Annotated in this window: 22 protein-coding genes and 1 pseudogene; 12 read left to right on the plus strand and 11 right to left on the minus strand. The window is 60.8% G+C overall.

Features of this window, described 5'->3' with window-relative positions; translation table 11 throughout:
• Window positions 1-165: 165 nt before the first annotated feature.
• Window positions 166-507 (minus strand): metalloregulator ArsR/SmtB family transcription factor, encoded by a 342-nt coding sequence (locus tag J5M66_RS14310; protein WP_016775194.1) that lies wholly within the window; start codon window positions 505-507, stop codon window positions 166-168.
• A 92-nt stretch (window positions 508-599) separates the two neighbouring features.
• Between J5M66_RS14310 and J5M66_RS14315 the strand changes: the two genes are divergently transcribed.
• On the plus strand, window positions 600-1,463 hold the full coding sequence (locus J5M66_RS14315) for an MBL fold metallo-hydrolase (protein WP_207808156.1): 864 nt from the start codon (window positions 600-602) through the stop codon (window positions 1,461-1,463).
• A 164-nt stretch (window positions 1,464-1,627) separates the two neighbouring features.
• Here J5M66_RS14315 and bkdR read toward each other — a convergent pair whose 3' ends face one another.
• Complete coding sequence (bkdR, locus tag J5M66_RS14320) at window positions 1,628-2,116, minus strand: Bkd operon transcriptional regulator BkdR (RefSeq protein WP_016775196.1); 489 nt, start codon at window positions 2,114-2,116, stop codon at window positions 1,628-1,630.
• 184 nt (window positions 2,117-2,300) lie between these two features.
• Here bkdR and J5M66_RS14325 point away from each other — a divergent pair, with 184 nt between their 5' ends.
• The 5 genes from J5M66_RS14325 (at window position 2,301) to J5M66_RS14345 (ending at window position 8,571) form a co-directional block, all read left to right on the plus strand.
• Window positions 2,301-3,536, plus strand: coding sequence for a 3-methyl-2-oxobutanoate dehydrogenase (2-methylpropanoyl-transferring) subunit alpha (locus tag J5M66_RS14325; RefSeq protein ID WP_207808155.1), 1,236 nt, complete (start codon window positions 2,301-2,303; stop codon window positions 3,534-3,536).
• Between the two features lies 1 nt (window position 3,537).
• Window positions 3,538-4,596: an alpha-ketoacid dehydrogenase subunit beta gene (locus tag J5M66_RS14330; protein WP_207808154.1), complete on the plus strand. Its 1,059-nt coding sequence runs from the start codon at window positions 3,538-3,540 to the stop codon at window positions 4,594-4,596.
• Window positions 4,597-5,871 (plus strand): dihydrolipoamide acetyltransferase family protein, encoded by a 1,275-nt coding sequence (locus J5M66_RS14335; RefSeq protein ID WP_207808153.1) that lies wholly within the window; start codon window positions 4,597-4,599, stop codon window positions 5,869-5,871.
• Window positions 5,872-5,877: 6 nt separating this feature from the next.
• Window positions 5,878-7,251, plus strand: coding sequence for a dihydrolipoyl dehydrogenase (gene lpdA / locus J5M66_RS14340; protein WP_207808152.1), 1,374 nt, complete (start codon window positions 5,878-5,880; stop codon window positions 7,249-7,251).
• Between the two features lie 300 nt (window positions 7,252-7,551).
• Window positions 7,552-8,571, plus strand: a complete 1,020-nt coding sequence (locus J5M66_RS14345; protein WP_016775201.1) for a branched-chain amino acid aminotransferase — start codon at window positions 7,552-7,554, stop codon at window positions 8,569-8,571.
• A 284-nt stretch (window positions 8,572-8,855) separates the two neighbouring features.
• Here the strand turns inward: J5M66_RS14345 and J5M66_RS14350 are convergent.
• The 4 genes and pseudogenes from J5M66_RS14350 to J5M66_RS14365 all read right to left on the minus strand — a co-directional run.
• A pseudogene (locus J5M66_RS14350) lies at window positions 8,856-9,674 on the minus strand (TIGR03915 family putative DNA repair protein); the annotation flags it as partial.
• Complete coding sequence (locus J5M66_RS14355) at window positions 9,671-10,891, minus strand: putative DNA modification/repair radical SAM protein (protein ID WP_024013352.1); 1,221 nt, start codon at window positions 10,889-10,891, stop codon at window positions 9,671-9,673. The gene J5M66_RS14355 and the pseudogene J5M66_RS14350, both read right to left, overlap by 4 nt.
• Before the next feature lie 166 nt (window positions 10,892-11,057).
• Complete coding sequence (locus tag J5M66_RS14360; protein WP_280074297.1) at window positions 11,058-12,326, minus strand: Nramp family divalent metal transporter; 1,269 nt, start codon at window positions 12,324-12,326, stop codon at window positions 11,058-11,060.
• Between the two features lie 131 nt (window positions 12,327-12,457).
• Entirely contained in the window at window positions 12,458-12,994 is a 537-nt protein-coding gene (locus J5M66_RS14365) for a chalcone isomerase family protein (protein WP_024013354.1), read from the minus strand.
• A 146-nt stretch (window positions 12,995-13,140) separates the two neighbouring features.
• Between J5M66_RS14365 and J5M66_RS14370 the strand changes: the two genes are divergently transcribed.
• Both J5M66_RS14370 and J5M66_RS14375 read left to right on the plus strand, forming a co-directional pair.
• The gene (locus J5M66_RS14370) at window positions 13,141-13,914 is read left to right on the plus strand and encodes a hypothetical protein (RefSeq protein ID WP_016775206.1); all 774 of its coding nucleotides are present in this window, start codon (window positions 13,141-13,143) and stop codon (window positions 13,912-13,914) included.
• An 84-nt stretch (window positions 13,915-13,998) separates the two neighbouring features.
• On the plus strand, window positions 13,999-14,556 hold the full coding sequence (locus J5M66_RS14375) for a hypothetical protein (RefSeq protein WP_123442171.1): 558 nt from the start codon (window positions 13,999-14,001) through the stop codon (window positions 14,554-14,556).
• Here J5M66_RS14375 and J5M66_RS14380 read toward each other — a convergent pair.
• The 4 genes from J5M66_RS14380 to J5M66_RS14395 all read right to left on the minus strand — a co-directional run bounded on the left by J5M66_RS14380 (window position 14,546) and on the right by J5M66_RS14395 (window position 18,269).
• The gene (locus J5M66_RS14380; protein WP_123442170.1) at window positions 14,546-15,262 is read right to left on the minus strand and encodes a dienelactone hydrolase family protein; all 717 of its coding nucleotides are present in this window, start codon (window positions 15,260-15,262) and stop codon (window positions 14,546-14,548) included. The genes J5M66_RS14375 and J5M66_RS14380 overlap by 11 nt on opposite strands.
• 182 nt (window positions 15,263-15,444) lie before the next feature.
• On the minus strand, window positions 15,445-16,557 hold the full coding sequence (locus tag J5M66_RS14385) for a succinylglutamate desuccinylase/aspartoacylase family protein (protein WP_024013358.1): 1,113 nt from the start codon (window positions 16,555-16,557) through the stop codon (window positions 15,445-15,447).
• A gap of 200 nt (window positions 16,558-16,757) precedes the next feature.
• Entirely contained in the window at window positions 16,758-17,537 is a 780-nt protein-coding gene (locus tag J5M66_RS14390; RefSeq protein ID WP_024013359.1) for an ABC transporter substrate-binding protein, read from the minus strand.
• A 303-nt stretch (window positions 17,538-17,840) separates the two neighbouring features.
• The gene (locus J5M66_RS14395; RefSeq protein ID WP_122747264.1) at window positions 17,841-18,269 is read right to left on the minus strand and encodes a rhodanese-like domain-containing protein; all 429 of its coding nucleotides are present in this window, start codon (window positions 18,267-18,269) and stop codon (window positions 17,841-17,843) included.
• Between the two features lie 101 nt (window positions 18,270-18,370).
• On the opposite strand from J5M66_RS14395, the gene ftrA reads away from it, so the two are divergent.
• From ftrA to J5M66_RS14410, 3 genes are all read left to right on the plus strand, one after another.
• The gene (ftrA, locus tag J5M66_RS14400; protein WP_207808151.1) at window positions 18,371-19,360 is read left to right on the plus strand and encodes a transcriptional regulator FtrA; all 990 of its coding nucleotides are present in this window, start codon (window positions 18,371-18,373) and stop codon (window positions 19,358-19,360) included.
• A gap of 193 nt (window positions 19,361-19,553) precedes the next feature.
• Complete coding sequence (locus tag J5M66_RS14405; protein WP_024013362.1) at window positions 19,554-19,877, plus strand: type II toxin-antitoxin system RelE/ParE family toxin; 324 nt, start codon at window positions 19,554-19,556, stop codon at window positions 19,875-19,877.
• Between the two features lie 3 nt (window positions 19,878-19,880).
• Window positions 19,881-20,189 (plus strand): XRE family transcriptional regulator, encoded by a 309-nt coding sequence (locus J5M66_RS14410; RefSeq protein WP_016775213.1) that lies wholly within the window; start codon window positions 19,881-19,883, stop codon window positions 20,187-20,189.
• A gap of 135 nt (window positions 20,190-20,324) precedes the next feature.
• On the opposite strand, the gene J5M66_RS14415 is transcribed toward J5M66_RS14410, so the two are convergent.
• Window positions 20,325-20,663 (minus strand): FKBP-type peptidyl-prolyl cis-trans isomerase, encoded by a 339-nt coding sequence (locus J5M66_RS14415; RefSeq protein WP_041477007.1) that lies wholly within the window; start codon window positions 20,661-20,663, stop codon window positions 20,325-20,327.
• Window positions 20,664-20,794: 131 nt separating this feature from the next.
• Here J5M66_RS14415 and J5M66_RS14420 point away from each other — a divergent pair, with 131 nt between their 5' ends.
• Entirely contained in the window at window positions 20,795-21,841 is a 1,047-nt protein-coding gene (locus J5M66_RS14420; RefSeq protein ID WP_207808150.1) for a M4 family metallopeptidase, read from the plus strand.
• Window positions 21,842-21,854 lie beyond the last annotated feature (13 nt).

Here is a 21,854-nt window from a genome sequence, read left to right on the forward strand (position 1 = left end):
TTGTTCCTTTTGCTGCACGCAAGGATTTGTTCGGGTCAAACCAAAGAACCTGTGGGAGCTGGCTTGCCAGCGAAAGCGGTGTGTCAGTCACATAAATATTGGCTGATAAGTCCTCATCGCTGGCAAGCCAGCTCCCACAGGGTAAGTAAGTGTTAGGGCTGGCATTTATGGCTGTTCCCAGCTCTTGAGTACCGCTCCGCAATACAGCCCCGACAGGGTTTTCATCACCTGGATCACTTCGTGACTGGCCAGGCCATAGAAAATGTATTTGCCTTCACGGCGGGTCGCGACCAGGCCTTCATCGCGCAAGATGCCCAGTTGTTGGGACAGCGTCGGCTGGCGTACGCCGGTCATTTTTTCCAGCTCGCCGACGTTGCGTTCGCCCTGGGTCAGTTGACAGAGGATCAACAGACGATCCTCATTGGCCAGGGCTTTGAGCAAGGCGCAGGCTTTGGACGCCGAGGCGCGCAGTTGGGCGACTTCACATTCGGTCAAACTGGATTGCATTTGCACGAGGCCTTGAAGGTCACTTAAGCTGCGAACATTATGTTTTTACATAAACTGTTGCAACTCGAAATTCCTCAGCACAGGTTTCTGCCATGCCCGCCCTGATTGAAGCGTTCCTCGACCCCGCCTCCTCGACCTACAGCTACGTGGTCTATGAAGCCGACGGCGGCCAGTGCGCGATCGTCGACCCGGTGCTTGACTACGATGGCGCTGCCGGGCGCACCGGCACGGCGCAGGCGGACAAGATCATCGCCTTCGTCCGTACGCACAAGCTGCAAGTGCAGTGGCTGCTGGAAACCCACGCCCACGCCGATCACCTCTCCGCCGCGCCGTACCTGCGTCGTGAACTGGGCGGCAAGATCGCCATCGGTGAATCGATCAGCAAAGTGCAGAGTGTGTTCAAGGCGCTGTTCAATCTGGAGCCGGAATTTTGCGTCGATGGCTCGCAGTTCGATCATCTGTTCGCGCCGAACGAGTCGTTCATGATCGGCAACCTCAAGGCTACCGCCCTGCACGTCCCCGGCCATACGCCAGCGGACATGGCCTACCTGATCGACGGCGAACAGATCCTCGTCGGCGACACGCTGTTCATGCCCGATGTCGGCACCGCGCGCTGTGATTTCCCTGGCGGCAATGCGCAGCAGTTGTTCAAGTCGATTCAGAAGCTGTTGGCTTTTCCGGCCAGCGTGAAGCTTTACGTTTGCCACGATTACCCGCCCGAGGGCCGCGCCTCACAGTGCCAGACCACTGTCGGCGAACAGCGCAAAAGCAATATTCATGTGCATGACGGGATCGATGAAGCGGCGTTCGTGGAGATGCGCACGACACGTGACGCTGGGTTAGGCATGCCGACGTTGCTGCTGCCGGCGATTCAGGTGAACGTGCGGGCGGGGAACATGCCGGCGCCTGAGGACAATGGCGTGGTTTACCTGAAGATCCCGCTGAACAAACTCTGACCCCTAGTCAGGCGCCCTAAGTCTGATCGTTGATCGTTCCCACGCTCCGCGTGGGAATGCATCCCGTGACGCTCTGCGTCACTTCTTGAGGCGGAACGCGGAGCGTCCCTGGCGGCATTCCCACGCGGAGCGTGGGAACGATCGGCGTCTGCAGGTCAGTCGTATCAATTGCCCAACGTCAACCCATTGGCCGGCAACGGCAACGCGGTCTTGTAGCGCACCTGCTTCAACGCAAAGCTCGAGCGGATGTTCGCCACCCCCGGCACCTTGGTCAGAAAATCCATCATGAAGCGTTCCAGCGACTGAATGCTCGGCACCAGCACGCGAATCAGATAATCCGGATCACCCGCCATCAAGTAGCACTCCATCACCTCAGGCCGATCAGAAATCGCTTCCTCGAAATGCTGCAACGCCTCCTCTACCTGCTTTTCCAGGCTGACGTGAATGAACACGTTCACGTGCAGCCCCAGCAGATCGGCATCCAGCAGCGTGACCTGCTCGCGAATCAAGCCCAATTCTTCCATGGCCTTGACCCGGTTGAAGCATGGCGTCGGCGACAGGTTCACCGAGCGGGCGAGGTCGGCGTTGGTGATGCGCGCGTTCTCCTGAAGGCTGTTGAGAATGCCGATGTCGGTACGGTCCAGTTTGCGCATGAGACAAAACCACCTGTTTTTTATGTTTATGCAGAATTTCTATCTGCAAATGGTCCCCAGCGCAACGAAACACAGAGAAATATTCTTCTTGGCCACGCCTATGATTGTTGTAGGACAAGATTTCCTCATCCCGGAATGACTGCCAGCTCACTACAAGAAATTCACAAGATCGAGCGTAGAAGCCATGACCCAAGCGTATGAACCGCTGCGCCTGCACGTCCCTGAACCCTCGGGCCGTCCCGGCTGCAAAACCGACTTTTCCTACCTGCATCTGACCGATGCCGGTACGGTGCGCAAACCTCCTGTCGATGTAGAACCTGCCGATACCGCCGACCTCGCCCGTGGCCTTATCCGCGTGCTCGACGATCAGGGCAACGCCCTCGGCCCGTGGGCCGAAAACGTGCCGGTAGAAATCCTGCGCAAAGGCATGCGCGCGATGCTCAAGACGCGCATCTACGACAACCGCATGGTGGTTGCCCAGCGGCAGAAAAAGATGTCGTTCTACATGCAGAGCCTCGGCGAAGAAGCCATCGGCAGCGCCCAGGCTCTGGCGCTGAACATCGATGACATGTGCTTCCCGACCTACCGCCAGCAAAGCATCCTCATGGCCCGCGATGTGCCGTTGGTCGACCTGATCTGCCAGTTGCTGTCCAACGAGCGCGATCCGCTCAAGGGCCGCCAGTTGCCGATCATGTACTCGGTCAAGGACGCCGGTTTCTTCACCATCTCCGGCAACCTCGCCACTCAGTTCATTCAGGGCGTTGGTTGGGGCATGGCCTCGGCGATCAAAGGCGATACGAAAATTGCCTCAGCGTGGATCGGTGACGGCGCCACTGCCGAATCGGACTTCCACACCGCCCTCACCTTCGCTCACGTTTATCGCGCGCCGGTGATCCTCAATGTCGTGAATAACCAGTGGGCGATTTCCACCTTCCAGGCCATCGCCGGCGGTGAAGCCACGACTTTCGCCGGACGCGGTGTCGGATGCGGCATCGCCTCGCTGCGTGTCGATGGCAACGACTTCTACGCGGTCTACGCCGCTTCCGCCTGGGCTGCCGAACGCGCCCGGCGCAACCTCGGCCCGACCATGATCGAATGGGTCACCTACCGCGCCGGCCCGCACTCGACCTCCGACGATCCATCGAAATACCGCCCTGCCGATGACTGGAGCCACTTCCCGCTCGGCGATCCGATCGCGCGTCTGAAACAGCACCTGATCAAGGTCGGTCACTGGTCGGAGGATGAGCACAGCGCCGTCAGCGCTGAACTTGAAGCCGAAGTGATTGCCGCGCAGAAACAGGCCGAACAGTACGGCACCCTCGCCGGCGGCCAGATTCCAAGCGCCGCGACCATGTTCGAAGACGTCTACAAAGAGATGCCGGAGCACTTGAAGCGCCAGCGTCAGCAGTTGGGGATCTGACATGAACGATCACAACAACAATATTCAGTTGGAAACCGCCATGAGCACGACCACCATGACCATGATCCAGGCCCTGCGCTCGGCCATGGATGTGATGCTTGAGCGCGATGACAACGTCGTCGTCTTCGGTCAGGACGTCGGCTACTTCGGCGGCGTGTTCCGCTGCACCGAAGGCCTGCAGACCAAGTACGGCACCTCGCGGGTGTTCGACGCGCCGATCTCGGAAAGTGGCATCGTCGGCGTCGCCGTCGGCATGGGCGCCTACGGTTTGCGTCCGGTCGCCGAAATCCAGTTCGCCGACTACGTCTACCCCGCCTCCGACCAGATCATTTCCGAAGCGGCGCGCCTGCGTTATCGCTCGGCCGGCGAGTTCACCGCACCGATGACCCTGCGCATGCCTTGCGGCGGTGGCATCTACGGCGGCCAGACCCACAGCCAGAGCATCGAGGCGATGTTCACTCAGGTCTGCGGTCTGCGCACGGTGATGCCGTCCAACCCGTACGACGCCAAAGGCCTGCTGATCGCCTCCATCGAAAACGATGACCCGGTGATCTTCCTTGAGCCGAAACGCCTGTACAACGGCCCGTTCGATGGTCATCACGACCGCCCGGTAACCCCGTGGTCGAAACACCCGCAAGCCCAGGTGCCGGACGGTTACTACACCGTGCCGCTGGACGTCGCTGCGATCACTCGTCCGGGCAAAGATGTGACGGTGTTGACTTACGGCACCACCGTATACGTCTCGCAAGTCGCTGCCGAAGAATCCGGCGTCGATGCCGAAGTCATCGACCTGCGCAGCCTGTGGCCGCTGGACCTGGACACCATCGTCAAGTCGGTGAAGAAAACCGGCCGCTGCGTGGTGGTTCACGAAGCTACCCGCACCTGCGGTTTCGGCGCCGAGCTGGTGTCGCTGGTGCAAGAGCATTGCTTCCATCACCTGGAAGCGCCGATCGAGCGCGTCACCGGTTGGGACACCCCCTACCCGCACGCGCAGGAGTGGGCGTATTTCCCAGGGCCGTCCCGCGTGGGCGCGGCGTTGAAACGGGTCATGGAGGTCTGAATGGGCACGCACGTTATCAAGATGCCGGACATCGGCGAAGGCATCGCAGAAGTAGAACTGTCGCAGTGGCACGTCAAGGTTGGCGATCTGGTGGTTGAAGACCAGGTGCTGGCGGATGTGATGACCGACAAGGCGATGGTCGATATTCCGTCGCCGGTGCATGGCAAGGTGATTGCCCTTGGTGGTCAGCCGGGTGAAGTGATGGCGGTCGGCAGTGTGCTGATCAGCATCGAAGTCGAAGGAGCCGGTAACCTTAAAGAGTGCGCCGCACCCGCGGCTGTCAAAGAAGCACCGGTTGCGCCGAAAGTTGAAGCCGCTGTCGAAAGCAAGCCCGCCGCAGCCGCCGCACCACGTCCGGCTGCCGTTTGCCAAGGCCCGATGGTTGCTCGCGAAGCGGATGAACGCCCGCTCGCATCGCCGGCCGTGCGCAAACATGCGCTGGACCTGGGTATTCAATTGCGTCTGGTGCGCGGCAGCGGCCCGGCGGGTCGCGTGTTGCATGAGGATCTTGAGGCCTATCTGGCGCGAGGTCGGTCGAACGCTTCGGCGCCGGCCGCTGCCGCTTACGCTCAACGCAACGACGAAGAACAGATTCAAGTGATCGGCATGCGTCGCAAGATCGCTCAACGCATGCAGGATGCTACTCAGCGTGCCGCGCACTTCAGTTATGTGGAAGAAATCGACGTCACCGCAATCGAAGAACTGCGCGCGCATCTGAATGAAAAGCACGGTGCCAGCCGAGGCAAGTTGACCTTGTTGCCGTTCCTCGTTCGCGCGCTGGTGGTGGCCCTGCGCGACTTCCCGCAGATGAACGCCCGTTACGACGACGAAGCGCAAGTCATCACCCGCCTCGGTGCGGTGCATGTCGGCGTCGCCACGCAAAGCGATGTCGGCCTGATGGTGCCCGTGGTGCGTCACGCCGAAGCGCGCAGCCTGTGGGACAGCGCCGCGGAAATTTCGCGTTTGGCCAACGCCGCGCGCAATGGCAAGGCCAGCCGCGATGAGCTGTCCGGTTCGACCATTACTCTGACCAGCCTCGGTGCGCTGGGCGGCATTGTCAGCACGCCGGTGCTGAACCTGCCGGAAGTGGCCATCATCGGCGTGAACAAAATCGTCGAACGGCCAATGGTGGTCAAGGGCCAAGTAGTGATCCGCAAGATGATGAACCTCTCCAGCTCCTTCGATCACCGCGTGGTCGACGGCATGGACGCGGCGCTTTTCATCCAGGCCATCCGTGGCTTGCTCGAACAACCCGCCACCTTGTTTGTGGAGTAAGCCCGAATGCAATCTCTGAACACTACGCTGCTGATCATCGGCGGCGGCCCCGGCGGTTACGTCACCGCGATCCGCGCTGGGCAACTGGGCATCCCGACCATCCTGGTCGAAGGCCAATCGTTGGGCGGCACCTGCCTGAATATCGGCTGCATTCCGTCGAAAGCGCTGATTCATGTGGCTGAGCAGTTTCATCAGACGCAGCATCACAGCCAGCATTCGGCGTTGGGCATCAGCGTTGCCGCGCCGACCCTGGATATCAGCAAAAGCGTCGAGTGGAAGGATGGCATCGTTGATCGCCTGACCACTGGCGTCGCCGCGCTGCTGAAGAAAAACAAGGTTCAGGTCATCAACGGCTGGGCGAAAATCATCGACGGCAAAACCGTGGAAGTCGGCGATACCCGAATCCAGTGCGAGCATCTGGTGCTGGCCACCGGCTCGACCAGCGTCAACCTGCCGATCCTGCCGATTGGCGGGCCAATCATCTCCTCCACCGAAGCGCTGGCGCCGATGGCTGTGCCGAAACGCCTGGTGGTGGTTGGCGGTGGTTACATCGGCCTGGAGCTGGGCATCGCCTATCGCAAGCTCGGCGCAGAGGTCAGTGTGGTCGAGGCGCAGGATCGAATTCTTCCGGCTTACGACGCGGAGCTGACACAACCGGTACACGACGCGCTGAAGCCGCTGGGGGTAAAGCTGTACCTCAAGCACAGCGTGCTGGGTTTCGACGGCACGTTGCAGGTGCGCGATCCCGAAGGCGAAACCCTCAATCTGGAAACCGATCAGGTACTGGTCGCGGTCGGACGCAAACCCAATACGCAGGGCTTCAATCTCGAAGCGTTGAATCTGGACATGAACGGTTCGGCTATCAGGATCGACAGCGGTTGCCAGACCAGCATGCGCAACGTCTACGCCATTGGCGACGTGAGCGGCGAACCGATGCTGGCCCACCGCGCCATGGCTCAGGGCGAAATGGTTGCCGAGCTGATCAGTGGCAAGCGCCGCGAATTCAACCCGACCGCCATCGCCGCCGTGTGCTTTACCGACCCGGAACTGGTGGTGGTCGGCAAAACTCCGGACGAGGCCAAGGCTGCCGGACTGGACTGCATCGTTGCAAGCTTCCCGTTCGCCGCCAACGGCCGCGCAATGACCCTGGAATCGAAAAGCGGCTTCGTCCGCGTGGTCGCACGTCGCGACAATCATTTGATTGTTGGCTGGCAAGCGGTGGGGGTCGGTGTCTCCGAATTGTCGACGGCTTTTGCGCAGAGCCTGGAAATGGGCGCGAGACTGGAAGACATCGGCGGCACCATTCATGCCCACCCCACCTTGGGCGAAGCGGTGCAGGAAGCGGCGTTGCGGGCGCTGGGGCATGCGCTGCACCTGTAAATCCGTCAAATTGATCGTTCCCACGCTCCGCGTGGGAATGCAGCCCGGGACGCTCTGCGTCCCAACAGCCGAACGCGGAGCGTCCGATGAGGCATTCCCACGCAGAGCGTGGGAACGATCAATCTGCAACCGCCGAGCGTCAGATATCTGAGCCAAAGGGGCCGCTTCGCAGCCCAGCGGGGATAAATCCCCTCGCCACAAGCTGCGAAACCGCTCAAGAATGAAGTATTGTTGTGCCCATCCAAAAAAACGTCAGAAGCCTTGAACCGTTTCGGCGGTTGTTCAGTGATAGAGGGTGTCATGGGTAACGAAAGCATCAATTGGGACAAGCTGGGTTTTGACTACATCAAGACCGACAAGCGCTATCTGTCGTACTTTCGCGATGGCGAGTGGGACAAAGGCACCCTGACCGAAGATAACGTCCTGCACATCAGCGAAGGCTCCACTGCCCTTCACTATGGTCAGCAGTGCTTCGAAGGCATGAAGGCCTATCGCTGCAAGGACGGCTCGATCAACCTGTTCCGCCCGGACCAGAACGCCCTGCGCATGCAGCGCAGCTGCGCGCGTCTGCTGATGCCGACGGTCGACACCGAGCAGTTCATCGAAGCCTGCAAAGCCGTGGTTCGCGCCAACGAGCGTTTCATCCCGCCGTACGGCACCGGCGGCGCGCTGTACCTGCGCCCGTTCGTGATCGGCGTCGGTGACAACATCGGCGTACGCACTGCGCCCGAGTTCATCTTCTCGATCTTCTGCATCCCGGTCGGCGCCTACTTCAAGGGCGGCCTGACCCCGCACAATTTCCAGATCTCCAGCTACGACCGCGCGGCCCCGCAAGGCACCGGTGCGGCCAAGGTCGGTGGCAACTACGCCGCCAGCCTGATGCCGGGCTCGAAAGCCAAGAAAGCCAACTTCGCCGACGCGATCTACCTCGATCCGATGACGCACACCAAGATCGAGGAAGTCGGTTCGGCCAACTTCTTCGGGATCACCCACGACAACAAGTTCGTCACCCCGAACTCGCCATCGGTCCTGCCAGGCATCACCCGCCTGTCGCTGATCGAACTGGCGAAATCGCGTCTGGGCCTGGAAGTGGTTGAAGGCGACGTGCTGATCGACAAGCTGTCGGACTTCAAGGAAGCCGGTGCCTGCGGTACCGCTGCGGTGATCACGCCGATTGGTGGCATCAGCTACAACGATCACCTGCATGTGTTCCACAGCGAAACCGAGGTAGGCCCGGTAACCCAGCAGCTCTACAAAGAGCTGACTGGCGTGCAGACCGGCGACATCGAAGCGCCAGCGGGCTGGATCGTCAAGGTTTGATCTGACGACTGCTGATGCTCAAAAGCCCTCCACCGAGTGATTGGTGGGGGGCTTTTTTGTAGGGCTGGGCTCTGGTGTCGTATTGAAGAACGTCACCCCCTCACCCCAGCCCTCCCGAAACGTCGGACCGCCCCCAAGGGGGCGAGGGGGAAAGGGAGCCGACTTGTGCGCTTTTCAAAAATCGCGTTCGCCTCGGCCATTCAGGTCGATGGAGTTCGCAAGAACACCTCGGTCGGCTCCCTCTCCCTCCGGGAGAGGGCTGGGGTGAGGGTAGGCTTTTCGCTCTTCAAGGCAATCCGTTTACCAAGTCGATCAGCAATCCCACTCGCCTGCCCATTCTGCTGCTTGCCCATCCGCGCCTGGGTGATCAATCCCGGTATCAACTCGCCCTCCGGCAGATTCTTCCAGAACCGCACCGGCAGATGCCCTTGCATGACCTTCGGGTTCAACCGCGCCGGGTTGAAGATGTGGCTGTAGTAGGTCAGCCATAAATCGCCGTGGGGGTCATCGACGTTCTGTGCCAGTTGCTGCCATTCAATCGGGCATTGCCGCTCGTGAATCAATTGCTCGCCGTCGTAATAAACGCCGTCACGCGGTGTGGCGATCAACCAGCGATGCTGGCCCATGCGCCCGATAAAGTGCTCGCTGGCGCTGTGCAGAATGTCATGCGCCGGTTCGTGCCACGCCACGTATTGTGGACCAGGCAGATCCTTGGGCCGCTCGATGAAACGCACAAACGCATGCAGATGATGGGCCTCGCGGCTGACCTGCTTGATGCGGCGCTGCAATTCGCTGCCGAGCTTGTCGCCCGCCATCATCGCCGTGCGGTCGCCGTGACTGACGCGCCAGAGCACTTCATACAACAGGCTCCAGCGTTGCTCGCCGCGATAGCGCGCCGCTTGTTCGAGGGTGGCGAGCAGCGCACGGGGAATACGCGCCTGAAACGGCCCCTGCCCTTCGGGCACGTGATCATCGCTGGCAAACAGATCGCCCACCCCTTCCGCCGCCCAGCTCACCAGACTTGGATCGATCTCATGGCTGAGCAACCAGCGCGCCTGCTGGCGCCAGGTGTCGAACAGATCGTCACAATCGAGACTGATCATCCCCACAACCCCATCTGCTGCGGCATCGGCCGGTCGCGCAATTGCTGGTAGAGCATGTGACTGGTGACTTCCGCCTGTTGCGGGTGGTAATCGCTGGTGATGATGAACGGCTTGGCCTTGGCCAGCACACAGCGCATCCGTGCCACGTCTTCGTAACGGATGCGGCGCTGACGGCGCAACTCGACCAGGCGCTCGGTGGTGCGCAAGCCGATGCCCGGGATGCGTGCGATCAACGTCGCGTCGGCACGATTGAGGTCGAGCGGGAACACTTCGCGATTTTCCAGCGCCCAAGCCAGCTTCGGGTCGATATCGAGCGCCAGATTGCCCGGGCCTTTGAGCAATTCGTCAGCGCTGTAGCCGTAGCTGCGCAGGAGAAAATCAGCCTGATACAAACGGTGCTCACGCATCAGCGGTGGCGCGGCGAGCGGTACGCTTTTCGGGCTGTCGGGGATCGGACTGAATGCCGAGTAATAGACCCGGCGCAAACGGAAGTTGCCATAAAGGGACTGAGCGCTGTGGAGGATGGTGCTGTCGTCGGTGTCATCGGCACCGACGATCAGTTGCGTGCTCTGCCCCGCCGGGGCGAATTTTGCCGAGCGCGGTTCGTTCAACACTGTTTGCACGCCGGTGTAGATGGTGTTCATCGCTTGCTTTATCGAGGTGATGTCCTTCTCCGGCGCCAGTGTCTGCAGGCTGGCGTCGGTGGGCAGTTCGATGTTGACGCTGAGGCGGTCGGCGTAACGCCCAGCCTCCTCGATCAAGGCCGGATCGGCTTCCGGAATGGTCTTCAAATGGATGTAGCCGCGAAATTCGTGCTCTTCACGCAGCAGCTTCGCCACGCGCACCAGTTGCTCCATGGTGTAGTCCGCCGAGCGGATGATCCCGGAGCTGAGAAACAGCCCGCTGACGCAGTTGCGGCGGTAGAAATCCATGGTCAGCGTCACGACTTCTTCCGGGGTGAAGCGCGCACGCGGTACATCGCTGGAACGGCGGTTGACGCAGTACTGGCAATCGTAAAGACAGAAGTTGGTCAGCAGGATTTTCAGCAACGACACACAGCGCCCGTCCGGCGTGTAGCTGTGGCAAATGCCCATGCCGTCCGTCGAACCGAGCCCGCTCTTGCCCTCGGAGCTGCGCTTGGGCGCACCACTGCTGGCGCAGGAGGCGTCGTACTTGGCGGCGTCGGCGAGGATGCTGAGCTTGTCGATGATTTGCATGGCGCGGGCTCTATACTGTGTGCATATACAGTATAGGCTCGCCCGCCGCGAAACAAGTTGATGGATGACCCCTCGTCGGCTGATCACCTGAATTGCCATCACCCGCGCAACCAGTGGGAGCGAGCCTGCTCGCGAATAGGCCCTGCCAGTCACCACAACTCAGTGATCAAACCGCCCACTGCAATATCAACCAACTGTTCGCCCCGCTGATCAACACAAACAGCCCCCAGGCCAGCACCCGCGTGGGCCAGCGATTGACGAACGGCCCCATCAATTGCCGATCGTTGGTCATGCGGATCAGCGGGTACAAGGCGAACGGCAGTTGCAGGCTGAGCACCACCTGGCTCAACACCAGCAGCTTGCCGATTGCGCCGTCACCGAGCAGCCATACGCCGATGAACGCCGGAATCAGCGCCAGCCCGCGGGTGATCAAACGCCGCTGCCAGCACGGGATGCGCAGGTTCAGATAGCCTTCCATGATGACCTGCCCGGCGATGGTCCCGGTGAAGGTCGAACTCTGCCCCGACGCGAGCAGCGCCACGCCGAACAACACACTGGCCAGCGCACCGCCCACCAGCGGATCGAGCAGATGATAAGCGTCCTGAATGTCGACCACATCGGTGTGCCCGGACTGGTGAAAGGCCGCCGCGGCGAGAATCAGGATCGCCGCGTTGACCAGCAACGCCAGGGCCAGCGAACCGATGGTGTCGATGCGTGCCAGTTTCACCGCGTCCTGTTTGCTCGCCAGGTCCTTGCCGATCATCCGCGTTTGCACGATCGAGGTGTGTAGATAAAGGTTGTGCGGCATAACGGTGGCGCCGAGGATGCCGATGGCCAGATACAGCGGCGCCGCATCGCTGATCGCGGACAGCGAGGGTTTGAAGCCCATCGCCACGTCTGGCCAGTACGGTTTGATCAACAACAATTCGACGAAGAAACACACACCGATGGTCGCGACCAGAACCAGCATGATCGCTTCGAGACGGCGGAAGCCCCGGTTCTGCAAGGCCAGCACCAGCAGCGTGTCGAACGCCGTGAGGGCAATGCCGAAGGTCAGCGAACAGCCGAGCAGCAAGTGAAACGCCAGGGCGCAGCCGAGCACTTCGGCGAGGTCGGTGGCGATGATCGAGATTTCCGCCAGCAGCCATTGCAGGCGCGCGGTCGGCGTGCTGTAGCGCTCGCGGGACAACTGCGCCAGATCGCGCCCGGTGGCGATGCCCAACCGCGAGCACAGGCACTGCACCACCATGCCGGCCAGACTCGCCAGCAACACGACGAACAACAGGCTGTAGCCAAAACGCGAACCGGCCTCGATCGCGGTCGCCCAGTTGCCCGGATCCATGTAGCCGATCGACACCAGCAAACCGGGACCGGCGAAACGCAGCACACGTTTGAAGAACGAGGCAGTCGGATCAACCGCAACACTGCCAGCCACTTCCGGCGGGCAAAACGGCGCGGTGGCGATTTTGGGCAAACTGAATTTCACGCACACATCCAGAAACAAAAACGGGAGCCCGGCAGCTTAGTCGTTTCGCCTGATGCCTTGAAGCGCAAAGATCACTGAACCTATGGGTTCACCCCCAGCAACTGCTCGCGCAACTCGGGACTGCGTGTTCGCGGATCCAGCCAGATATCGAAGAACGCCTTGGCAAACTGCGGATCCTCGATCTCATGCTGGAGCTTCTGCCCGACAAAAAACCGCGCGCCCTGCCCCGGCAGATACACGCCGGTTATGCGCGTGCCGGCCTGGACGTCGACAAAGGATTGCTGCATCTGCGCCTGCCAGCCGGCCAATTGCGCTGAAGTGACCCGAGGACCGGCAAGGCGTTTGATCTCATCGACGCTGGTGCTGACCAGATCGTCTCGCGAGATGTTGCGCCGGTAGATCAGCTCCAGAGCAAACGGCTGGCCGTCCGCCAGAGGCCGCGCGGCACTCCACAAGCGCGCGCTGTAAACATCGAAGCCGAACACGCTGAAATCGCCACTGCCGATGATTTGCGCCCCTGGCACTGCGTCCTGCCAATTGGCCCACGTCGGCGTCAGCAACAGCGCCCACAAGCCGATGCCACAACAGCCACGTACGAGCTTGGGTGTTCTGTTCATCGCCGTATCGTCTCCGCTGCATTCTGATGATCAAAGCATAGCCGGATTCGCGCCTGAATTTTTGTATACAAAAATTGAGAACATAGGCAGCAATCTTTAATCGGCAGTGCTAACGTGGCTCATCCTGACCCGATGGAGACACCCGCGTGCTGATACTCAAACTGCTGCTGATTCCCGGTTTTCTCCTGCTGATTTCCCTGGCGGGCAAACGCTGGGGGCCGAGCGTGGCCGGGTGGTTGTCGGGATTGCCGGTGGTGGTCGGGCCGATTCTGTTCTTTCTGGCGATTGAACAAGGGCCGCAGTTTGCCGCGCAATCGGCGGTGGCGGCGCTGTCGGCGATGTTCGCGATGATCGCTTTCTGCATTACCTATGCGCAGGTGGCGCAGCGGGCGAACTGGCCGTGGGCGTTGACCATTTCACTGGCGGTTTGGGCCGCGCTGGCGACGGTGTTGTCGGTGATTCCGGCGTCCTTGCCGTTCTCGGTGATTGCGGCAGCGGTGGCACTGCTCGCTTCGCCTTATCTGTTCCCTGAGGTGCAGCCGGTGTTGAACGGGCCAGCACCGAAGTCGGACAAACTGATCTGGCGGATGATCGCCGGTGCGGCGCTGACGCTGGTGGTGACGATGCTGGCAAGCACCGTCGGCGAACGCTGGAGCGGCCTGCTCGCGGTGTTCCCGGTGCTCGGCAGCGTCATGGCAGTTTTCTCGCAACAAACTCGCGGCCCGGCGTTTACCGCTGCGTTATTGCGCGCAACGGCGACCGGCATGTATTCGTTCTCGGCGTTCTGCCTGGTGTCGGCCTTGACGCTGCCGACCATGGGCCTCAGCGGTTTTGTCGTAGGCGTGGCAGTGTCGGTGGCCATGCTCGGGGTGACCCGGCGTCTGCTGGCGCGGCCAGTGGCCAAGGCGCAAGCGCAATAACCGCCCGGACGAATCGCGCTGGAACGCCCGGCACGCTCCGTGGGATGATCGCCCGCCTCGCGCGACCATTCACCGGAGATTCACATGTCATTGTTGAGCAAAAAAGCCCTCGTCCTGATGCTGGCGGCCGTCGCCGGTTTCGCCGCGATCAACGCGCACGCCGCCAAGGAAAAGGTCAAAACCGAGAAGGTTACGCTGCTCGACGGCAAATTCGCCTTCGTCCTGCCCAAAGGCTTTGTCGCTGACCCGCTGCCCACCAGCCCGAGCGGGGCCAAGGGCACGATGTACACCAACCAGACCACCAAGACCGTGGTCATCGCCGCCGAAAACCAGATCCCCGCAGGCCAGAACGTCAAGGACAACGACGGTGAGTTTCTTGACGGCAGCGTGTCGAGTTTCATCGACGATCAGCGCAAGGCCCTGCCGGACTTCAACAAGCTCAGCGAAAAAAGCCTGACCCAAAAAGGCACCGGCCTGGGGCTGCGTCAGGTTGACAGCACCGCCACTCAGGGCGGTGGCCAAACCCTGAACACCACATTGCTGGCCGGCTCGGGGACGAAGATGGCGCTGGTGCAGGTGATTTCCCGCGTCAGCGACAAGAAGGGTCACGATGCTTTGGTCAAAGCCATCGTCAAGGATTGAGCCTCTGCAACCAGCCGTTCAAATCGCGCAATTCGGCCGCACTGATGCTGTGGCCGACGCCCGGATACGCGTGAAACTCGGGCTGGTAATCGAGCTTGTGCAATAGCGCGTTGGCCTCGGTGCCGTGACGGTAAGGCACCGGATCATCAGCGGTGCCGTGGCCGATAAATATGCTCAGCGGCAGTGGCGCTTGCCCGGGCTTGAGTTCGGCTTTGAGCACCGGCAACAAGCGCCCGCTCAACGCGGCAAACCCGCCCACGACCGCTGGCGCGCGCAGGCCCACTTCGTAACTCATCATCGCGCCCTGGCTGAAGCCGATCAGGTACACCTTGTCCGGCGCGGCGTGATATTTCTTCGCCGCCTGGGCGATAAAGTCGCGCAGCTTCTGGCCGCTGACCTTCAGATCATCGGTCTCGCCGTTGTAGGCGCCTTCACCCTTCTTGCGAAACCACTGGAAACGTCCTTCACCCAACGTCATCGGTGCGCGCACGGAAAGGTAGTTGTACTGCGCCGGCAGCTGAAATTTCATGCCGATCAGATCGGCCTCGTTACTGCCGTAACCGTGCAGGAAAATCACCAGCGGACGTGGTTCGGCGTCGGCGTGGACCTGTTCGAGGTATTTGAGCGGCAGGTCGGATTGCAGGGTGGTTTGCGCGTGGATGGCGGTGGATGCGAGCAGGGTCAGCAGGGCGAACAATTTGAGCATTGCAGCGTTCCTTCACAGAGTGTCGGGTTCGCCGGGGAGCCTAACATTCTCGGCTGAGGATCCAAATTTTGTGGAGTGGCTGATGGCCCTTTCGCGAGCAGGCTCGCTCCCACCGTTAAAATGCGTTCCCCCTGTGGGAGCGAGCCTGCTCGCGAAGAGGCCCGCACCTTCACCGCAACCTGTCAGTCGTTCGTCAGCTTGCCCGTACGAAACGGCACCCGCCCCGCCACTTTCGCCTGCCAGATCCCCGGCTCGGTATAGCGCCCGCGATCAATCGCGAACAGCACCCCGCTGGTGCCGGCGCGCACGGTGGTCACGCGATCCTGCAACGGGTCAACGACCTCGAACAGCGCATCGCCCTGCTCTACCCACTCGCCGGCATTGCGCAAGAAACTGACCACGCCGTGGTGCGGGGCGAACAGGTATTCGGTGCCTTCGAACGGCAGACCTTCACAACATTCGTTCGGGGCTGCCGGCCATTCGCCGCTGATGAAACCCTGCTCGGCGAGAAAACCCAGGATCGCTTCGCAGTTGGCCTGAGCCTGATCGACGCGGGTGTCGCCCATACTGCCCAGCTCCAGCGTCGTCGCCAGATTCGCCGCCGGAATCGCCGCGTTCGGGAACGCTTTGGCCAGACGCAGCCACGGCGTCGAGCACGACTCATCGAACGAGCTGCCGCCGGAGTCCTCGCAGAGCAACGCGACGCCGGCCTGCAACCGCGCCGCCAGCGATTGCCATTGCGGCCAGTGTTGCGGCAGCGCGTAGAGGTGAATCGCAGCGTCGAAGTCGCAATGCAGATCGAGGGTGATGTCGGCGTCGCAGGCGTGGCGCAGCAACAAGCGGTGCAAGGCTTCCAGTTGCGAGGCCGGCGCTGGCAACTCCTCGAAGACCTGAGCCATGGCCTGGCGGATCAGGGCGACGTTGGCCTCGGCATCCGCGCCCAGACGCTCGCCCACCAGCGCTGCGACCGGGGCGCTGAGTTCGACGAATGCGCGGTTGAAATTCTTGCCGCTGCCCAATTCGAAGCGGCCCATGTGATTGCCTTGCAGATGCTGATCCAGGCCGATCGGATTCGCCACCGGCACCAGTTCGATAATGCCCTGCAAACGGCCCTGCCGTTCCAGTTCGTTCAAGCGCAGCTTGAGTTCCCACGCGGTGCGCATGCCCGGCAGTTCATCGGCGTGCAGGCTGGCCTGGATATACACCTTGCGGCTGCCGGCGCCGTAGCGAAAAACGCTGAGGGAGCGCTCGCTGCCCAAGTGGCTCCAGGGCAGAACGTGGTCGATGCGTTGCATGGAAAACTCCTTAATAGCTGGGTTACGCAAATCCCTGTGGGAGCGAGCCTGCTCGCGAATGCGTCAGGTCAGACGATGACGATGTCGAATGTCAGACCGCTTTCGCGAGCAGGCTCGCTCCCACAGAGAATTTCCATCAATAAAAGAACATAAAAAAAGTGGCCACCGCGCAAACGGGGCCACTTTTTTTTCACGGCGTATTAATGGCCGTATACGTCAAAGTCGAAGTACTTGTCCTGGACTTTCTTGTACTCGCCATTGGCGCGGATTTCGGTGATGGCTTTGTTGAATTGCTCAGCCAGTGCGGTATCGCCCTTGCGCACCGCGATGCCAGCGCCGCCGCCGAAGTACTTGGCGTCTTCGTAGGTCGGGCCGACGAATTCGAAGCCTTTGCCGGCGTCGGTTTTCAGGAAACCGTCGCTGAGGTTGACCGAGTCGGCCAGCATCGCGTCGATACGCCCGGACACCATGTCGAGGTTGGCTTCCTGCTGCGAGCCGTAGCGCACCAGTTCGATCCCGGCCGGAACCAGCACTTCGGTCGCGTAACGGTCGTGAGTACTGGCGCGCAGCACGCCGACTTTCTTGCCCTTGAGTTCGGTCAGCGGGTCTTTCACGCCCGAGCCTTCCTTCATCACGAAGCGTGCCGGGGTGTGGTAGTACTTGATGGTGAAATCGACGTTCTTCTTGCGATCGTCAGTGATGGTCATCGACGACAGGATCGCGTCGATCTTCTTCACTTTCAGCGCCGGGATCAGGCCATCGAACTCTTGCTCGACCCAAGTGCATTTAACCTTCATCTGCGCGCACAGTGCGTCACCGATGTCCACGTCAAAACCAGTGAGTTTGCCGTCAGGGGTTTTCATCGAGAATGGCGGGTACCCGGCTTCGATACCGATGCGGATCGGCTTGGCGTCTTCGGCCACGGCGGTCAGGGACAACATCGACAGTGCCAGGGCACCGAACATCACTAGCTTTTTCATTTATTACTCCCGTGCGGAGGCTTTTATTGGCAGCTTTCGAGTCAGCGTTCGGTCATGGCGTTCTAACGGCAAAAACCGACGTGGCCGGCAGTCTATGGCGGCGCGCACGGAGGCAATTGTTTTTAAGCGACAATTACTTACAGAACATCGGCGCACGCATTGACTGGGGTCAACGCGTGCGCCGTGGTGGTGCGAAGGCTGTAGGACACTGCCCTTTTCAGGTCAGAAATATGCTTTTTTTGCTCGGGACTCTCTATGTCCTGACACGAGATGCGGAGCGTCCATGGCGGCGAGATCGAAGCGTCAGCAGGCGCAGCTGATCGCAGTGTTGGTTGCTGAAACCGCGTTCAATTCGAAACCCTCATCGAGCCATCCGGTGACACCGCCGATCATCTCCTTGACCGGATAGCCCAATGCCGCCAGCTTCACCGCAGCCTTGTTCGCGCCGTTGCAATGCGGCCCGGCGCAATAGACCACGAACAAAGTGTGTTTCGGGTAATCGGCCAAGCGCTCCGCCGTGAGCAAGCGGGTCGGGATATTGATCGCGCCGGGCACATGGCCGCGCTCGAACGCCAATGGGCCGCGCACATCCACCAGAACAAAATCGACCTCCCCGGCCTCGTGGCTACTGAACACGTCGGAACAATCGGTTTCGAAGGTCAGACGATTGCTGAAATGCATCAGGGCAATCGCCGAAGGGGCGGCGGGAATTTCGCGAACCAGGCTGGTCATGCTGTGTTGCTCCTTTGTCTGTGGGGGATGAACAGACTTTATCGAGACGGCGCTTGCCGCTACAGTGGCGCGCAAGACACCGACCGGGAGATTTCCGCCAAATGCCCACTCAGCCCAATCTGGTTGCCATTCTGGCCTACGACGGCCTCTGCACATTCGAGTTCGGCATTGCCGTGGAGATCTTCGGCCTGGCCCGACCAGAGTTCGACTTCCCTTGGTACGAACACGCGATAGCGGCAGTCGATCAAGGCCCGATGCGCGCCATGGGCGGGATTCAGGTGCTGGCCGATGGTGGCCTGGAACTGCTCGCCGCAGCGCGCACCATCGTCATTCCGGGCTGGCGCGACCGCAACGCCCCGGTACCGCCTGCGGTGATCGACGCGTTGCGTCAGGCCCATGACCGAGGCGTGCGGTTGCTGTCGATCTGCTCGGGCGTGTTCGTCCTCGCCGCCAGCGGCCTGCTCGACGGCCACCGCGCCACCACGCACTGGCGCTACACCGGTGAACTGGCGCAACGCTTCCCGGCGATCGAGGTCGATCCGGACGTGCTCTACGTCGACGCCGGTCAACTGATCACCTCCGCCGGCAGCGCCGCCGGCATCGACGCCTGCCTGCATCTGGTAACCCGCGACTTCGGCACGCAGGTCGCCAACGCCGTCGCGCGGCGCTTGGTCATGTCGCCACAACGCACCGGCGGCCAGGCCCAATTCATCCCCACCCCGGTCAGCCCGACACCCCGCAGCGACCTGTCGCGCGTCATGCAATGGGCCCGCGAACGCCTGCACGAACCACTGGAAGTCCGCGATCTGGCCAGCGAAGCGGCGATGAGCGAGCGCACGTTTTTGCGGCGCTTCACCGAAGCCAGCGGGCAAACGCCCAAGGCGTGGCTGCAACATGAACGCCTGGCGCGAGCACGAGAGCTGCTCGAGAGCACCCATCAACACACCGAGCAGATCGCCCAGCGTTGCGGCTATCGCTCGGTGGAGAGTTTTCGTGTGGCGTTTCGCAGCGTGGTGGGCGTACCGCCGTCGGTTTATCGGGAGCGGTTTGGGCGAAGCAACAAGCTTTCGCTCCATTCCACAGCGTTTTAAGGGCCGACGCTGGCGGCGAGACCTGCAGAAACGCCAGCCGATGAAAATCATAAAACGGACAAATGCGGCTTGCTTTATATTGATTCTGATATAACCTGAAAATCAAACGCGCACTGGCACTTCTTGCAATACAACTCACCGTCGCCGCTTACGTTCAGCTATTACGCTTTTCCTTTTGACACAGGACTAACCGATGCCGAAACACAAGGATGTGGTGTTCGTGGGAAGCGCGTTGAAAGATCTCAAAGCGTTCCCGGTTGATGCCCGAAGAGCGGCGGGGTTTCAGCTGGACCTGTTGCAACAGGGTGATGCCCCACTCGATTGGCGCCCTATGAAAACCGTAGGACGCGGTGTCAACGAAATCAGAATCACCGAGGACTCAGGGGCGTTTCGCGTGTTTTATGTAGTCAATCGACCTGAAGCAATCTATGTGCTTCACGCCATGCACAAAACCACGCGTAAAACGGAAATTAGAGACATCGAACTGGCCCGGGCCAGATATCAGGAAATAGGTTAAGCCATGAAGGAACATCAAGACTCATCCCAACGATTTTCCAGTGTATGGGATGCATTGGAGGACACGCCTCAGGAAGCCGCCAACATGCGTTTGCGAGCCAAGCTCATGCGTTCGCTTTGCGAGACCATTCGAGCGTGGGAGCTCCCTCAAAAGGACGCGGCACAGAGATTGGGAATCTCGCAGCCGCGCCTCAATGATGTACTCAACGGGAAAATCGACAAATTCTCGCTCGATGCATTGGTCAACCTGTCAGCTGCTGCAAGGCTGGAGGTGGACATTTGCTTTCCGTCAGGCCCGTTGCAATGGGCCTGACACTGGCTCTGCGTGGCAATGTCCACCCTGCATTCCGAGTTTCGAAATCGAGGGAGTTGAATAGCATGCAACTTCGCAGCTAACCATCGACATCATCCAGCTGCACAGAAACTCCGCTGGATGATTCCTCCCCCTTCAATCCTCCCGCGTCAAAACCTCCAGCAACTCAATCTCAAACACCAGATTCGAATTCGGCGGGATCTTGCCCATGGTCCGCTCGCCGTAGCCCAGATGCGCCGGTACCAGCAATTTGCGTTTGCCGCCGACCTGCATGCCCATCAGGCCCTGATCCCAGCCTTTGATCACGCGCCCAGTGCCGATTACGCACTGAAACGGCTTGCCCCGGCTCCAGGACGAATCGAATTCAGTGCCGTCTTCCAGCCAGCCGGTGTATTGGGTGGTGATCAGCGCGCCTTTCACCGCGGCTTTGCCGTCGCCCGGTTGCAGGTCGATGATTTGCAGTTCGTCTGTCATGTCGTTGGCTCTTGAGATGTTCGCAGGCGGCGTTTTTCGCAGAATCCAGCGTCGATGGCAATCCATGGAACCGAAAACACGCCTTGCCGCTCACATGTGTATCGACATCGTATGACGACAAGGATGCTTAGATGACCGACTCTCGATTGCTGCGCAGTTTCATCCCACCCTACATTCTCAACCGCATCATTGCCCACGGTTCCGAGCCGCAGCGCAACGCCGCGATGCAGACGCTCAATCATGTGCGCAGCCTGCTGCCCAACCCCGGCCGTCCTTCGCAGCCGCCGGCGCGGGCGATTCTGCCGGAGGCGAGCAAGCCTGGCCTGGCACGGCGCAGCGTGCATGATGCGCAGAACAAAATGCTCTTGCCGGGCATGCCGGTGCGTCTCGAGGGCCAGCCGGCGTCCGGGGATCCGGCGGTCGATGAGGCGTACGATGCGCTGGGCGCCAGCTATGATTTCTTCTGGAAAGTGCTCGGTCGCGACTCGATCGACAATCAGGGATTCGCGCTGATCGGCAGCGTGCATTATGGCCAGGGCTACGAAAACGCATTCTGGAACGGCGCGCAGATGGTCTTCGGTGACGGCGATGGCGAAATCTTCCAGCGCTTCACCCGCTCGCTAGACGTCATCGGCCATGAACTGGCCCACGGCGTCACCGAAAGCGAAGCCGGGCTGATTTATGCCAATCAGTCCGGCGCGTTGAACGAGTCGCTGTCAGACGTGTTCGGCGTGTTGACCAAGCAGTACACCCTCGGCGAGACCGCCGAGCAGGCAGACTGGTTGATCGGCGCCGACCTGCTGATGCCACAGATCCAAGGCAAGGGCCTGCGCTCGATGTCGCACCCCGGCACGGCATACGATGACCCGATGCTGGGCAAGGATCCGCAACCGGATCACATGCGCAAGTTCGTCATCACCAGCGAAGACAATGGCGGCGTGCACATCAACTCCGGCATTCCCAACCGCGCGTTTTACCTGGCAGCCCGAGCGTTTGGCGGCTTCGCCTGGGAAAAAGCCGGACGCATCTGGTACGACACACTGTGCGACGACCGTTTGAAACAGGACGCAACGTTCGACGCGTTCGCAAAACTGACGATCAACCACGCCGGCGAGCGCTTCGGCGCCGAAGCAGCCGACACGGTGCAGCAAGCCTGGGCACAGGTCGGCATCGAATAATCCGAGGAGACCG

Source organism: Pseudomonas sp. 67(2021), assembly GCF_017491835.1.
Classification (GTDB): Bacteria; Pseudomonadota; Gammaproteobacteria; order Pseudomonadales; family Pseudomonadaceae; genus Aquipseudomonas; species Aquipseudomonas atacamensis.